Below are 13,894 nucleotides of genomic sequence, written 5' to 3'. Positions count from 1 at the left end.
ATCCTATCAATGAGGCCGATCAATCATTGGCGCGCCGAGGCGCGACGGCGATGCGACGCGACCTCCTGCAATCCCTCACCCTGACCCTGCTCCAGGCCGGGCGCGTCTGGCGCCGTGCCGCCGACGAGGTCGTGACCGCCTACGGCCTCACGGAGGCGACGGCCCTCCCGCTGTTGCTCATCGGGCGTCTCGGCGGCGATCTGCGCCAGACGGCGCTCGCCGAGGCTCTCGGGGTCGAGGGGCCGAGCCTGGTGCGCCTCCTCGACCAGCTCTGCGAGGCCGGCCTCGTCACCCGCCGCGAGGACCCGACCGACCGCCGCGCCAAGGTGCTGCACCTGACGCCGGAAGGCCTCGCCCGCGCCGCCGCCATCGAGGCGCGGTTCGACGCCCTGCGCGAGGTGGTGTTCGGTGCGCTCGACGACGACGACCTGCGGGCGGCCTTGCGGGTGCTGCGGGTGCTCCAAGCAGACGGATCAAAGGTGGACAAATCCAAGGATTCGACCGTTCACAAGGGATCGACCGTCCAAAAGGGATCGACCGTCTTGGCCAACACCCGCGACGAGGCCGCGCCCGCCCCGCGGGTGAACGGGGGAGGGCGCTCGTGATGCTGCCCGGCTGGCGCCAGTGGCTGTTCGCCCTCAAGATCAGCGGGGCGGCGCTCCTCGCCCTCGGGATCGCGCTGTGGGTCGACCTGCCGCGGCCCTACTGGGCGATGGCGACCGTCTACATCACCATGCAGCCGCTCTCGGGCGCCACCCGCTCGAAGGCGGTGTACCGGGTGGCCGGCACGCTGATCGGCGTCTCGATGGCGGTCGTCCTGGTGCCGCCGCTGGTCGACTCCCCCGAGATGCTGACCCTGGGCCTGGCGCTCTGGACCGCCGGCTGCCTCTACCTCTCGCTCCTCGACCGCTCGCCGCGGGCCTACCTGTTCATGCTCGCCGGCTACACCGCGGCCCTGATCGGCTTCCCGGCGGTGACGAGCCCGGAGGCGATCTTCGACACCGCGGTGTCGCGGGCCGAGGAGATCACGCTCGGCATCCTCTGCGCCTCGCTGGTGGCGAGCCTCGTTTTTCCGGAGCCCGTCGGTCCGGTTCTCGCGGCCCGAGTCGGCGCCTGGCTCGCCGAGGCCGGGCGCTGGACCGGCGACGTCCTGTCGGGCGCCGGCGAGGAGCCGGCTTTGCGGGCGCGGCGCCTGCGGCTCGCCGCGGAGGCCGCCGAGATCGACGCGCTCGCGGCCCACCTCGCCTACGACACCTCGGCCCAGAGCCGCGCGACCTCTCTCGTGCAGCTCCTGCGCGGCCGGATGCTGATGCTGCTGCCGGTCCTGTCCTCGCTCTCCGACCGCATCGCGGCCCTGCGCGGCCTGTCCGGGCTGGCGCCCGAGCTGCGCACGCTGCTTGCCGACGTCGAGGCCTGGTCGGCGGCCGGCGCCCCGGCCTGCGAGGCGGACGCGCTCCTCGCCCGCATCGCGGCCGCCGACCGGCCGCTGCCGCCGCACCCCTCCTGGCCCGCCCTCGTGCGGGCGAGCCTCCTCGACCGCCTGCGCGAGCTCTTGGCGATCGGCCGCGACTGCCGGGTGCTCCAGGACCGGATCGCGAAGGGCGGCGGCGCCTTGCGCGAGCCGCTCGCCTTCGCGGGCGAGTTCGGCGGGCGCGCGCCGCGCCACCGCGACCACGGCATGGCGCTCCGCTCCGCCCTCGGGGCGTTCCTCGGCACGATCGCCTGCGTGGTCGTCTGGATCGCCACCGCCTGGCCCGACGGCGCCACCGCCGCGATGATGGGCGCCGTGCTCACCTGCCTGTTCGCGACCCAGGACGATCCCGTCCCGGCGATCCTGAGCTTCGCCACCTGGACCGGGGTCGCGGCGCTCGCGATCGGCGTGCTGCTGTTCGGCGTGATGCCGCTGGTCCACGACTTCGTCAGCCTGGCGCTGGTGCTGGCCCCGCCCCTGGTCCTGTGCGGGCTGCTGATGACCTCGCCGAAGACGCTGCCGGTCGGCCTCGCCCTCGGCGTCAACGGCAATGCGCTCCTGGCGGTCCAGGACCGCTACACCTCGGAATTCGGGTCTTACGTCAATGCGAGCCTCGCCCTCGTCGGCGGCATCTGGATCGCCGCGATGGTGACCCGGCTCGTGCGCTCGGTCGGCGCCGAGCACGGCGCCCGCCGGCTGATCGCGGTGAGCCGCGCCGACCTCGCCCGGGCGGCGCGCCGGCGCGGGCGCGGCGACCGGACGGCCTTCGCCCACCTGATGCTCGACCGCCTCGGCCTCCTGGTGCCGCGCCTCGCCGCCGCCCCACCCGACAGCCCCTTGCGCCGGATCGACACCCTGGCGGCCCTCAGGGTCGGCATGAACCTCGTCTCCCTGCGCCGCGCCCGCCACGGCCTGCCGGCCGAGGCGGTCGCGTCCCTCGACGCCGCCCTCGACGGGGTGGCGGAGCATTACGAGCGGACGAGTGCCGGCAGCCCGGCCGCCGAGGCCCTGCTCGCGCACATCGATGCGGCGCTGGCGCAGATCGGTGCGGAGGCCGGAACGCCGGGCCGGCGCGACGCGCTCCTCGGTCTCGCGGGCCTGCGCCGCGCCCTCTTCCCCGGGGCGCCGCCCGCCGGCGGCGCCCTCATCGCGCGGGAGGCCGCCTGATGGCCGATATCGACCTCTACGGCGTCTTCGTGCCGGCCCTGCTGGTCTGGGCGATCCTCGCCTTCCTCCTCAACCTCGTCCTGCGCCGGCTGATCGGCGCGCTCGGCCTCTACCGCCTGGTCTGGCACCGGGCGCTGTTCGACCTCTGCCTCTACCTCGTGTGCCTCGGCGGCGTCGTCACGTTCGCCGCCCGCCTGACCTGACGAGTCGAGACCATGACCCGCGCGCTCGCCTTCCTCGGCCGCTTCGCCGTCACCGCCTTCATGCTGGCCCTCGCCGTCGTCGTCGGGGCCGCGCTCTGGGACTACTATCTCGAAGCCCCCTGGACCCGCGACGGACGGGTGCGGGCCGAGGTGGTCGGCGTCGCCCCCGACGTCTCGGGCCTCGTGCGCGACGTCGAGGTGCGCGACAACCAGCGGGTCAGGCGCGGCGACGTGCTGTTTCGCATCGATCCCGACCGCTTCGCCCTCGCCTTGCGGCAGGCGGACGCCGTCGTGGCCGGCCGCAAGGCGACGCTCGTCCAGGCCGAGGCGGACCTCGCCCGCTACCGCCAGCTCAGCGACAACGTCGTGTCGCAGCAGAAGCTCGAAGCCACGCTCGCCGCCGAGCAGAGCGCGCGCGCCGCCTACGACCAGGCCGTGGCCGACCGCGACGTCGCCCGGCTCAACCTCGACCGCTCCGAGGTGCGCGCCTCGGTCAACGGCCGCATCAGCAACCTCGAGCTGCGACCCGGCGCCTACGTGGCGGTCGGCAAGGCCGTGATGGCGCTCGTCGACAGCGACACCCTGCACGTCCAGGGCTACTTCGAGGAGACGAAGCTCGAGCGCATCCATCCGGGCGACCCCGTCACCGTGCGGCTGATGGGCGAGGACCACGACGTCACCGGACAGGTCGAGAGCGTCGCCGCCGGCATCGAGGACCGCGAGCGCAGCGCCGGCTCCTCGCTCCTCGCCAACGTCAACCCGACCTTCGCCTGGGTGCGGCTCGCCCAGCGCGTGCCGGTGCGCGTCACCCTCGATGCGCGCGTCGACCGCGACCGCCTCACCGTCGGGCGCACCGCCACCGTGGTGGTGCATCCCCGCGGCGCGCGGCCGGAGGTGCGGCCCTTCGAGGGCCTGCGCGACCTGAGCCTCGGCAGCTTCCGCCTCCGCGACGGCTGGGAGGCGCTGAAGGCCAACCTTGCGTCGCGCAAGAGCTGACGCCACGCGGGTGTGAGACCGATGACACTTTCGCGGCGCCGGGAGCCGGATTAAGGAGCGCGCCACGACGCAACGCTCGCGCAAGGCCGGGAGGACGCCCCCATGGCAGACCCGCAGCAGGACGCCCTCGGCGTCGGCACCATTTCGACGATCACCTGGCGGCTCATGCCGCTCCTCGGCCTGATGTACCTGATCGCCTACATCGACCGGCAGAACGTCTCCTACGCCAAGCTGCAGATGGTCGGCGACCTGGGCCTCAGCGAGGCGGCCTACGGCTTCGGCGCCTCGCTGTTCTTCCTCGCCTACTTCCTGTTCGAGGTGCCGTCGAACGTCATCCTCGAGCGGGTCGGCGCCAGGGTGTGGTTCACCCGCATCATGGCGACCTGGGGCCTGATCACCATCCTGCTCGGCTTCTCGACCGGGCCGGTGATGTTCTACATCCTGCGCTTCCTCCTCGGCGCGGCGGAGGCCGGGTTCTTCCCCGGCGTGCTCTACGCCCTGACCCTGTGGTTCCCGCAGGTCTTCCGCGGCCGGATGGTCGGCTGGTTCATGATCGCGAGCGCGGTGGCGAACGCCGTCGGCGCGGCGATCGGCGGCGCGCTCCTCGACCTCGACGGCCTCCTCGGCTACCGCGGCTGGCAATGGGTCTTCCTCGCCACCGGCGTGCCGGCGGTGCTGCTCGCCGTCGTGGTGTTCCTCATCCTGCCCGACCGGCCTTCGACGGCGCCCTGGCTCGACGCCTCGCAGAAGCAGTGGCTCGCCGACACCCTGGCGCGCGAGGCGGCCGCCACCCCGCATACCGATCACCACAACCCGTTCCGGGTGCTCGCCGACACGCGCGTGGTGCTGCTCTCGCTGCTCTACGTCGCCTTCCCGCTCGCGGCCTACGGCCTGAGCTACTGGCTCCCCACGGTGGTGAAGGGCTTCGGCGTCTCGAACACCATGAACGGGTTCATCAACATCATCCCGTGGATCTGCGTCGGGCTCGCCCTGTGGTGGGTGCCCCGGCACGCGGCGCGCACGGGTGAGACCACCTGGCACATCGCCGGCCCGGCCCTCGTCGGGGCGCTGGGGTTGATCCTCAGCGTGGTGCTGCCGGGCGACGCGGTGAAGTTCGCCTGCCTGTGCCTGGCCGCCGCCGGCATCTTCTCGGGCCAGCCGGTCTTCTGGTCGCTGCCCCCGACCTTCCTGCGCGGCGCCACCGCGGCCGCCGGCATCGCGATGATCAACTCGGTCGGCAATCTCGGCGGCTTCATCGCCCAGAACGTCGTGCCGTGGATCGGCGACGTCAGCGGCAGCAAGCTCGTGCCGATGCTCTTCCTCGCCGCCTGCCTGATCGTCGGCGCGGTCATGGTCTTCGTGGTCCAGGGCGTCCTGAGACGCTCGGCCTCCACCGAGGCCGGGGGGCTCGCGCCGGCCCGGCGCTGACGGCGGCATTATCCCTTCTCGGGCCGGATCCGGTCCGGGAAGGGATAACGCGCGTTCACTCAAGGGCCTGGCGGGCCGGATCGTCCGCCGGTCAGGCGGTGCGTTCGATCGAGGCGGCCCGCGCGCGTCTCGCCGTCAGCCAGACGGCCGAGACGAGGAAGTAGAAGGCGCCGAACGCCGCGTAGGGCGCGACGTCGACGATCCCCGGGATCGCGTCGCCATTCGCCTTGACGATGAAGAAGGCGCCCGCGAGGGCCGACTGGGCTCCGCTCAGGATCATCGCCCATTGGGCGCCGATGCTCCAGCGCCGCAATCCGGTCGCGAGCTGCAACAGGCCGGAGAGGATGGCCCACGCCCCGAAGACGGCCAGGACCGCGTGCGGGCCTCGTCCGAGCGCCAGGGCTGCCGTGAGGGCGGTCACGGCGCTGACGGCGACGTTGACCGCCTGACTGGGATTGCGGGCGAGTCCGCCGCTGCGCCGCGCATCGACCAGGTTGGCGGCGGCGTCCCAGGCGGGATAGGCCACGAGCAGGGCCGCCGCGGCCGGCGGGCTGCTCCGCCCGATGGTGAGGGCCGCCGCGACCCAGACGGCGGCGACGCCGGCGCGCGCGAAGGCGTAGGATGTCAACCAGCGTGTCGTGGCAGGGAGTGTCATCGCGTTGCCCTTCTTGCCCAGGCTTCCAACCGGAGACCGGCACGGTGCCGGCCGTGCGGGACGGCGGGTGCGCACCCTCGGCGCGGATCGCGAAAGATCGAGTGCGATCAGGAGGATAGCGGCTGCCGTCGAGGGCATTCGTAGATCCGCCGACCGGTGCGAGCCATGACGGGAAAACGGAAAAAGTTGATCGATCCTCCGGATGACGGGCCGCGCGGCAGCGCCTCCGGCGATCTCCTCTCGCGCGTCCTGGCGCAGATCCGCCTGACGGGCGACGATGTCCGATCGTGCACCCTCGCTCAGTCGGAACCTCTGACGCTGGAGGCCGAGGCCGCTCACGTCCTCGTCGTCGCCGAGGGCGCGCTCCGGATCGGCAGCGACGAGGAGGAGCCCGCGATCATCGGCACGAACGATCTCGTGCTCCTGCCACGCGGTCCCGGAGCTTCACCGCTCGTGTCGTCGCGCGGGCCGACCGTCGTCATCGTCTGCCGGTTCTCGTTCGATCCCTACACGCTCCGCGGCATGATCTCCGGCCTGCCCGAGCGCATCCACATCCGGCATGCCGAAGCGGCGGAGTGGCTGGACGGCATGGTCCATTTCATGATGCGCGAGACCGTCGACCCGCAGCCCGGTGCAGCCCTGATGATCTCGCGGATCATCGATCTCCTGGTCATCCGGACGCTGCGGACCTGGGTCCATCGCGGGCACACGTCCGGGTGGCTCGGCGGCCTGTCCGATGCGCGCATCGCCCGTGCGCTCACGGTCATGCACGACAGGCCGGCGCGGCCCTGGAGCATCGGCGAACTGGCGGACGTGGCCGGGATGTCCCGTTCGAGCTTCGCCGAGCGGTTCACCGAACTCGTCGGGCGCTCGCCGCTCCGCTACCAGAACGAATGGCGCCTCGGCCTCGCCCGGGACATGCTGGCCCGGCGCGGCGCGCGCGTCGGCGAGATCGGGCTTCGGATCGGCTACGAGTCGGAGGCCGCCTTCAGCCGCGCCTACAAGGCGCTGTTCGGGCACTCGCCGCGGGATCGGGCCTGAGGCAGGTTTCGCAAGAGCGCCCGCCGGCTCGCGACAGAAACCGGTCTGCACGTGGACGGCCCGTTGAATGTCTGCCTTCGGCGTGGATCCGAGGCGCCATCCGGCGACCAGGGCGGGCCTTCACGCCGCCAGCACGAGACAGGCCAACCCCCCCGCCAGCCCCCACAGCAGCCCGCAGGCCCGCCGATACAGCGCGAGCGCACGCAGGATGTCCTCGGCGCCGGCCTCCGCCCGTCCCGAGCCCATCCAGGCATCCTCGACGCGCGTCGTGCCGTAGACCCGCGGGCCGGCGAGGCGCAGGGACAGCGCCCCCGCCATCGCGGCCTCGGGCCAGCCGGCATTGGGCGAGCGGTGGCGGCCGGCATCGCGCCGTACGGCCGCGAGCGCCCCGCGGGCCGAGGCGCCCGGGGTCAGGAGGGCGGCCGCGACGATGAGCCCGGCGGAGAGGCGCGAGGCCGGCAGGTTGACGAGGTCGTCGAGGCGGGCGGCGGCCCAGCCGAAGGCCTCGTGCCGGGGCGTGCGATGGCCGATCATGCTGTCGGCGGTGTTGACCGCCTTGTAGAGCGCGCCCCCGGGCAGGCCGGCGGCGCCGAGCCAGACGGCCGGCGCCACGATGCCGTCGGAAAAGTTCTCGGCCAGGCTCTCGATCGCGGCGCGGCAGAGCGCGGCCTCGTCGAGGGTCTCGGGATTGCGCCCGACGATCATCGCCACCGCCCGGCGCCCGCCCGCGAGGCCCTCGCGGCGCAGGTCCGCGGCCACCCGGGCGACGTGGTCGTGCAGGCTGCGCTGCGCCGGCAGGCTCGCGGCCAGGACCGCGCACAGGATCAGGCCGGGCAGAGCCCCGAGCGCCCCGCAGGCCAGCGCGAGGGCGAGCGCCGCGAGGCCGGTCGCGGCCAGGACGACGAGGAGGGCCAGCACCCCGGCGGCGCGGCGGCGCGGCGGCGGATCGCCCTCGCGGTTGAGGCCGCGGTCGAGGGCGGCGATCAGCCCGCCGATCCAGGTGACAGGGTGGCCGGCCAGCCTGTAGAGGCGGTCCGGATAGCCGAGCACGGCCTCGACCGCGAGGGCGAGGGCGAGCAGCAGGAGGCTGTCGGGCGGGTGCAGCAGGGCGGTCATGACGCGTGAGACGGAGGAGGCGCCGATCCGGCACGGGGGCGACCTCGGCGAGGCGCGTCGGCTCTTCCCGCAGGCCCCCGAGCCCTGGATCGACCTCTCGACGGGGATCAACCCGATCCCCTATCCGTGGCCGGCGCCGGAGGCCAGCGCCTTCACGCGGCTGCCGGCGCCGGCGGACCTCGCGGCGCTCGAGGCCGCCGCCGCCGAGGCCTACGGCGCGAGCCCCGGGCAGGTCGTCGCCGCCCCCGGCACGCAGGCGCTGATCGACCTGATCCCGCGGCTGCGGCGCCCGGGCCGCGTCGCGGTGGTCGGCCCGACCTATGCCGAGCACGCCGCCGCCTGGGGCCGGGCCGGCCACGCCGTCGCGACCGCGGCGGACCTCGCCGCGGCCCGGGACGCCGACGTGGCGGTCGTGGTCAACCCGAACAACCCGGACGGGCGGGTCGTGCCGCGGCGCGACCTTGCGGCGGCGGCGGCGGCGCTCGCCGCGCGCGGGGGCTGGCTCGTGGTGGACGAGGCCTTCGCGGACCTCGAGGACGTCGAGAGCCTGTGCGCCGCCGCCCCTCCCGCCTGCCTGGTGCTGCGCTCCTTCGGCAAGACCTACGGCCTCGCGGGCGTGAGGCTCGGCTTCGCGGTGGCGGGAGAACCGCTGATCGGGACCCTGCGCCGCGGCATCGGGCCCTGGGCGGTGTCGGGGCCGGCGATCGCCGTCGGCCGCCGCGCCCTGACCGATCCCGCCTGGCTGCGGGAGGCGGCCGCCGCCCGGGGGCGGGACGCGGCGCGGCTCGACGCCCTGCTCGCCTCCGCCGGCGGCCGGATCATCGGCGGGACCCGGCTGTTTCGCACCGCCGCCTTTCCGGACGGGCCGGCCCTGTTCGGGCGCCTCGGGCGGGCCGGGATCTTCGTGCGGCGCTTCGAGGCCGCGCCGGAGCGCCTGCGCCTCGGCCTGCCCGCCGGCGAGGCGGCCTGGGCGCGGCTCGCCGCGGCCCTCGCCGGGTAGGCGGCGCCATTAAAAAGGCCGAAAACCGCAGCACTCGGGCACCCTGGCCGTCGCGTCGCGACGGCTGCCGACGCCGCACGAGGAATCAGGCAGAAATGGACGCGGACGAGGTCAAACGGCGCGACAGGCTCGGCAGCATGATCGCGTTCGCGCGGCGCACCGTGCCCGACCTGCGCCGCAACGCCGAGACGGTCGAGCCGGTCTCCCCCGCCGGTCCGCGGGGGCGGCTGCCGGCGCTGCTCAACCCGCTGCGCTGGACCCGCCTGCCCCTCCTGCCCGACGGGAGCGGCCAGAACCGGGTCCTGTTCCGGCTGATCCGCAGCATCGCCATCTTCGTGCTGCTGCCGACCCTGGTCGTCGGCCTCTACCTCTTCTTCATCGCCGCCGACCAGTACGTGGTCGAGGCCCGCTTCGCCGTCCGCGGCGAGGTCGAGCCGATGGGCAACGCCCCGCTCGGCGACTACACGGCTCTGATCCAGAAGAACACCAGCCAGGACAGCCACATCGTCTCGGACTACATCCAGAGCCAGCCGATGCTCGAGAGCGCCCAGAAGGAACTCGACGTCGTCCAGATGTTCACCCGCGACGAAGCCGATTTCTGGACGCGCTACTCCGGCGACAAGCCGGTCGAGGAGCTGCTGAAGTACTGGCGCAAGCACGTCCAGGTCCATATCGATCTGGTCTCGGGCGTGATCACCCTGACGGTGCAGGCCTTCACGCCGGACGACGCCCTGGCGATCAGCCGCCACGTCGTCGGACGCGCCGAAGCGCTGATCAACACGATCTCGTCCCGGGCGCAGCAGGACATGCTCAAGCACAGCCAGGACGACCTGGCGGCGAGCGAGGAGCGCCTGCGCAAGGCCCACCTCGCCCTGCGGACCTTCCGCAACCGCTGGGGCATCATCGATCCGGCGAAGTCGGCCGAGGCGACGATGACCACCCTCCTCTCCTTGCGCAAGGACAAGATCAAGGCGGAGAACGACCTGCAGGTGCTGCGGGGCTCCGGCCTGGACGAGAAGTCGCGCTCGATCCAGACCATCGTGGCGAGCCTCACCGCCACCAACCAGCAGATCAAGCAGCTCGAGGACACGCTGACCGGCGACGGGCTCGCGGTCGGCGGCCGGCAGGTCTCGGAGGCGATCCTCGAATACGAGGGTCTCGTGGTCGAGCGCACCATCGCCGAGAAGCTGAACGACTCCGCCACCACGATGCTCGACCGCGCCCGGGTGGCGGCGAACCGCCAGCACGTCTACCTGGCGATTTTCGTGCCGCCGTCCCGGCCCGAGCTCTCCACCATGCCGAGGCGCGGCCAGAGCCTGTTCGTGGCGTTCTTCGCCTGCCTGGTGCTCTGGGGCTGCAGCAGCCTGCTCATCGCCGGCGTCAAGGACCACAACATGTGAACCGTCGCGCCGCGATGCCCATCCCGGGCCTTCGTTTCGGCCCCGGTTTCGTGCGATGGAGCGGGTCGCGGCGCCGCGAGCGCGGCCGGGGCGCACCGTGCGCCCGCGAGCTTCAAGGACGAGCATCACGCCGATGTCCGATTTCACGGACCTGGTCGCCCGGGCGATCTCGCCCACGATGAGCCGCGAGGAGCGCGAGGCGGTCTACCAGGTGGTCAAGCAGGCCATGCGCCGGCTCCAGGAGCGCGAGAACCTCCGGCCCGACGATCCCCGCGCCCTGCTCCAGGAGCATCTCGTCGAGGAGACCATCCGCGACGTCGAGACCCTGGTCACCCGCTACCTCGCCCGCCAGACCATCCTGGAGGCCGAGCGCGCCAACGAGGCGGCCATGGCCGCGGGGGCGGCCGTCGGCGAGGAGGTCCTCAGGCCTCCTCGGTCAGGTGCTTGAGCGAGGTCTGGAGCGCGTCGCCCCCGAGCAGCAGCGCCCGGGACAGGTCCGCCAGGGTGACCCAGCCGGTGACGCGCCCACCCGCGTCGCGCACCGGCAGCCGGCGGATGTGGTGGGCGGCCATCAGGTCGAGGGCGGTGCGTAACGGATCGGCCTCGGCGCAGGACACGACCGGGCGCGACAGCACCTCGCTCACCCGGACGATGCCAGGGTCGAGCCCCCGGGCGACGACCCGGTAGAGGATGTCCCGGTCGGTGACCACGCCGTCGAGGGCGTCCGGCGTGCCGACCGGCAGGGCGCCGACATCGAGCTCCCCCATCAGGACCGCGGCCTCCTGCACGCAGGCCTCGCCGGGGATGAACTCCACGTCCCGGCTCATCACGTCGGCGATCGTCGCACTCATGCATCCTCCTGGTTCACCGCGCGGTCTGCAGGAACCCGCGAGGCGCGCCGGGGGTCCCGGCGGCGCCGGGTTTCAGGGGCGACATCCGGTTCCGGATCCAGGGCGCGAAAATTCTCGCGGCGGTGCGGGAGCTTGGGCGAGGGCCGGCGCGTTCAGCCCACAGTCAGGCTTCTCGCCTCCGGGATCGTCGAACGCCCCCATGAACATGGAACTCACGTCCAAGCCCGCCCCGGCGAACCCGGCGGCTCCGCCCCTCGCCCGGCGCGCCTCGCGCATCAGCGAGGGCCTGCCCTTCCCCCTGGGCGCGACCTGGGACGGCCTCGGCGTCAACTTCGCGCTGTTCTCCGCGCACGCCACCAAGGTCGAGCTGTGCCTGTTCGACGACACCGGCGAGACCGAGATCGAGCGCATCGCCCTGCCCGAATACACCGACGAGGTGTGGCACGGCTACCTGCCCGACGCCCGCCCCGGCACGATCTACGCCTACCGCGTCCACGGCCCCTACGAGCCGGAGGCCGGCCATCGCTTCAACCCGAACAAGCTCCTCCTCGACCCCTACGCCAAGGCGCTGGTCGGCTCCGTCACCTGGAACCCGGCCCTGTTCGGCTACGTGATGGAGAGCGGCGACGACACCACCTTCGACACCCGCGACAGCGCGCCCTTCACCCGCAAGTGCCGGGTGATCGACCCCGCCTTCACCTGGGGCCGCGACCAGAAGCCGAACGTGCCGTGGGACAAGACGGTCTTCTACGAGACCCACGTCAAGGGCTTCACCAAGCTGCATCCGGCGGTGCCCGAGCGCCTGCGCGGCACCTATGCGGGCCTCGGCACCCCTGAGGTGCTGGCCTATATCCGCAGCCTCGGCGTCACCTCGGTCGAGCTCCTGCCGATCCACTCCTTCGTCAACGACAGCTACCTGCTGGAAAAAGACCTGGTGAACTACTGGGGCTACAACACCCTCTCGTTCTTCGCCCCCGCCCGCCGCTACGCCGCCGTGCCGGACTTCGCCTTCTCGGAGTTCAAGGAGATGGTGGCCCGCATGCACGGGGCCGGCCTCGAGGTGATCCTCGACGTGGTCTACAATCACACCGCCGAGGGCAACGAGAAGGGCCCGACCCTGTCGTTCAAGGGCATCGACAACGCCTCGTACTACCGGCTGCTGCCCGATCAGAAGCGCTACTACATCAACGACACCGGCACCGGGAACACCGTCAACCTCTCGCACCCGCGGGTTCTGCAGATGGTGACGGATTCCCTGCGCTACTGGGCGACCGAGATGCGGGTCGACGGGTTCCGCTTCGACCTCGCGACGATCCTCGGCCGCGAGCCCTACGGCTTCGACGAGGGCGGCGGCTTCCTCGATTCCTGCCGGCAGGACCCGGTCCTGTCCTCGGTCAAGCTGATCGCCGAGCCGTGGGATTGCGGCCCGGGCGGCTACCAGGTCGGCGGCTTTCCGCCCGGCTGGGCCGAGTGGAACGACCGGTTCCGCGACGAGGTACGCGGCTACTGGAAGGGCGACGAGGGCCTGCTGCCGGCGCTCGCCTCCCGCCTCACCGGTTCGGCCGACAAGTTCAACAAGCGCGGCCGGCGCCCCTGGGCCTCGGTGAACTTCATCACCGCGCATGACGGCTTCACCCTCGCCGACACCGTCTCGTACAACGAGAAGCACAATGCGGCGAACGGCGAGGACAACCGCGACGGCCACTCGCACAACCTCTCCTACAATTACGGGGTCGAGGGGCCGACCGACGATCCCGAGATCCGCGCCGTTCGCCTGCGCCAGATGCGCAACCTGCTGGCGACGCTGCTCCTGTCCCGCGGCACCCCGATGCTGCTCGCCGGCGACGAGTTCGCCCGCACCCAGCGCGGCAACAACAACGCCTATTGCCAGGACAACGAGATCTCGTGGGTCGACTGGGGGGGGATCGGCGAGGACGAGCGGGACCTGGCGGAATTCACCCAGCGCCTGCTGATCCTGCGCAGGTCCCTGCCGATGCTGAGCCGCGGGCGCTTCCTCACCGGCGCCTACGACGCCGAGCTCGGCGTCAAGGACGTGAGCTGGCTCACCCCCGCCGCGACCGAGATGACGCCCGAGAACTGGAACGACGGCGGCGCGCGCTCGCTCACCGTCGTCCTCGACGGTCGCGCCCAGTCGAGCGGCATCCACCGGCGCGGGGGCGAGGCGACCCTGATGCTGATGTTCAATGCCTATCACGACGTCGTCGAGTTCACCCTGCCGGAGGTGGTCGGCGGCGACGCCTGGATGCGGGTTCTCGACACCAACCTGCCCGACACCCAGGAACTCGCCAGGCTCGCCGTCGGCTCGACCTACGCGGTCACCGGCCGCTCGATGCTGATGTTCGTCCTGCGCCCGACCGACGTCGATCATGCCAGCGAGACCTGGCGCTCCTACCAGCACGTGATCCAGGCCTTCGAGCGCGCCGAATCCGAGTGCGTCGCGTTCGGGTTGCCGCACGAGGGGTGACAACCGGGCGGGCCTGCCCACTTGAGTCGGGCCCGACATGCTCCGCCCGTCCGCCGCGCCAGCGACGGATGGGCATGGATG

General features: G+C 72.5%; 13 protein-coding genes. 10 read left to right on the top strand and 3 right to left on the bottom strand.

Features of this window, described 5'->3' with window-relative positions:
- Positions 1-50: 50 nt before the first annotated feature.
- The 5 genes from EU555_RS12620 (at position 51) to EU555_RS12600 (ending at position 5,265) form a co-directional block, all read left to right on the top strand.
- Complete coding sequence (locus tag EU555_RS12620) at positions 51-605, top strand: MarR family winged helix-turn-helix transcriptional regulator (protein WP_135414987.1); 555 nt, start codon at positions 51-53, stop codon at positions 603-605.
- Entirely contained in the window at positions 602-2,638 is a 2,037-nt protein-coding gene (locus EU555_RS12615; RefSeq protein WP_135414986.1) for an FUSC family protein, read from the top strand. Before EU555_RS12620 ends, EU555_RS12615 begins: the two co-directional genes overlap by 4 nt.
- On the top strand, positions 2,638-2,841 hold the full coding sequence (locus EU555_RS12610; RefSeq protein ID WP_135414985.1) for a DUF1656 domain-containing protein: 204 nt from the start codon (positions 2,638-2,640) through the stop codon (positions 2,839-2,841). Before EU555_RS12615 ends, EU555_RS12610 begins: the two co-directional genes overlap by 1 nt.
- 12 nt (positions 2,842-2,853) lie before the next feature.
- A complete protein-coding gene (locus EU555_RS12605) occupies positions 2,854-3,837 on the top strand; it encodes an efflux RND transporter periplasmic adaptor subunit (protein WP_135414984.1) in 984 nt (327 codons plus the stop codon).
- A 102-nt stretch (positions 3,838-3,939) separates the two neighbouring features.
- Positions 3,940-5,265 (top strand): MFS transporter, encoded by a 1,326-nt coding sequence (locus EU555_RS12600; protein ID WP_135414983.1) that lies wholly within the window; start codon positions 3,940-3,942, stop codon positions 5,263-5,265.
- Between the two features lie 91 nt (positions 5,266-5,356).
- On the opposite strand, the gene EU555_RS12595 is transcribed toward EU555_RS12600, so the two are convergent.
- A complete protein-coding gene (locus EU555_RS12595; RefSeq protein ID WP_135414982.1) occupies positions 5,357-5,920 on the bottom strand; it encodes a DUF308 domain-containing protein in 564 nt (187 codons plus the stop codon).
- A 165-nt stretch (positions 5,921-6,085) separates the two neighbouring features.
- On the opposite strand from EU555_RS12595, the gene EU555_RS12590 reads away from it, so the two are divergent.
- Entirely contained in the window at positions 6,086-6,961 is an 876-nt protein-coding gene (locus EU555_RS12590; protein ID WP_135414981.1) for an AraC family transcriptional regulator, read from the top strand.
- A 120-nt stretch (positions 6,962-7,081) separates the two neighbouring features.
- Here the strand turns inward: EU555_RS12590 and cbiB are convergent, their stop codons facing one another.
- Entirely contained in the window at positions 7,082-8,077 is a 996-nt protein-coding gene (cbiB, locus tag EU555_RS12585) for an adenosylcobinamide-phosphate synthase CbiB (protein WP_135414980.1), read from the bottom strand.
- Between cbiB and cobD the strand changes: the two genes are divergently transcribed.
- The 3 genes from cobD to EU555_RS12570 all read left to right on the top strand — a co-directional run bounded on the left by cobD (position 8,076) and on the right by EU555_RS12570 (position 10,925).
- Positions 8,076-9,077: a threonine-phosphate decarboxylase CobD gene (cobD, locus tag EU555_RS12580; protein ID WP_135414979.1), complete on the top strand. Its 1,002-nt coding sequence runs from the start codon at positions 8,076-8,078 to the stop codon at positions 9,075-9,077. The genes cbiB and cobD overlap by 2 nt on opposite strands.
- A gap of 95 nt (positions 9,078-9,172) precedes the next feature.
- Positions 9,173-10,477: a KpsE/RkpR family capsule polysaccharide export protein gene (locus EU555_RS12575; protein ID WP_135414978.1), complete on the top strand. Its 1,305-nt coding sequence runs from the start codon at positions 9,173-9,175 to the stop codon at positions 10,475-10,477.
- A 133-nt stretch (positions 10,478-10,610) separates the two neighbouring features.
- Positions 10,611-10,925: a hypothetical protein gene (locus tag EU555_RS12570; protein WP_135414977.1), complete on the top strand. Its 315-nt coding sequence runs from the start codon at positions 10,611-10,613 to the stop codon at positions 10,923-10,925.
- On the opposite strand, the gene EU555_RS12565 is transcribed toward EU555_RS12570, so the two are convergent.
- Entirely contained in the window at positions 10,900-11,328 is a 429-nt protein-coding gene (locus EU555_RS12565; RefSeq protein WP_135414976.1) for a CBS domain-containing protein, read from the bottom strand. The two genes, EU555_RS12570 and EU555_RS12565, sit on opposite strands and share 26 nt — an antisense overlap.
- Positions 11,329-11,533: 205 nt before the next feature.
- On the opposite strand from EU555_RS12565, the gene glgX reads away from it, so the two are divergent.
- Entirely contained in the window at positions 11,534-13,813 is a 2,280-nt protein-coding gene (glgX, locus tag EU555_RS12560) for a glycogen debranching protein GlgX (protein ID WP_135415120.1), read from the top strand.
- The last annotated feature ends 81 nt before the right edge of the window (positions 13,814-13,894 follow it).

The sequence above is a fragment of the Methylobacterium nonmethylotrophicum genome, from assembly GCF_004745635.1.
Taxonomy (GTDB): Bacteria; Pseudomonadota; Alphaproteobacteria; order Rhizobiales; family Beijerinckiaceae; genus Methylobacterium; species Methylobacterium nonmethylotrophicum.
The sequence above is the reverse complement of the archived record's forward strand: the minus strand, read 5'-3'. Positions and strand labels throughout refer to the sequence as shown.

What these genes read in the sequence shown, in the direction of transcription:
- cbiB (WP_135414980.1), bottom strand. Translation starts at nt 8,077, where the DNA reads ATGACCGCCCTGCTGCACCCGCCCGACAGCCTCCTGCTGCTCGCCCTC.
- EU555_RS12565 (WP_135414976.1), bottom strand. Translation starts at nt 11,328, where the DNA reads ATGAGTGCGACGATCGCCGACGTGATGAGCCGGGACGTGGAGTTCATC.
- cobD (WP_135414979.1), top strand. Translation starts at nt 8,076, where the DNA reads ATGACGCGTGAGACGGAGGAGGCGCCGATCCGGCACGGGGGCGACCTC.
- EU555_RS12620 (WP_135414987.1), top strand. Translation starts at nt 51, where the DNA reads ATGCGACGCGACCTCCTGCAATCCCTCACCCTGACCCTGCTCCAGGCC.
- EU555_RS12595 (WP_135414982.1), bottom strand. Translation starts at nt 5,920, where the DNA reads ATGACACTCCCTGCCACGACACGCTGGTTGACATCCTACGCCTTCGCG.
- EU555_RS12570 (WP_135414977.1), top strand. Translation starts at nt 10,611, where the DNA reads ATGTCCGATTTCACGGACCTGGTCGCCCGGGCGATCTCGCCCACGATG.
- EU555_RS12610 (WP_135414985.1), top strand. Translation starts at nt 2,638, where the DNA reads ATGGCCGATATCGACCTCTACGGCGTCTTCGTGCCGGCCCTGCTGGTC.
- glgX (WP_135415120.1), top strand. Translation starts at nt 11,534, where the DNA reads ATGGAACTCACGTCCAAGCCCGCCCCGGCGAACCCGGCGGCTCCGCCC.
- EU555_RS12590 (WP_135414981.1), top strand. Translation starts at nt 6,086, where the DNA reads ATGACGGGAAAACGGAAAAAGTTGATCGATCCTCCGGATGACGGGCCG.
- EU555_RS12600 (WP_135414983.1), top strand. Translation starts at nt 3,940, where the DNA reads ATGGCAGACCCGCAGCAGGACGCCCTCGGCGTCGGCACCATTTCGACG.
- EU555_RS12575 (WP_135414978.1), top strand. Translation starts at nt 9,173, where the DNA reads ATGGACGCGGACGAGGTCAAACGGCGCGACAGGCTCGGCAGCATGATC.
- EU555_RS12605 (WP_135414984.1), top strand. Translation starts at nt 2,854, where the DNA reads ATGACCCGCGCGCTCGCCTTCCTCGGCCGCTTCGCCGTCACCGCCTTC.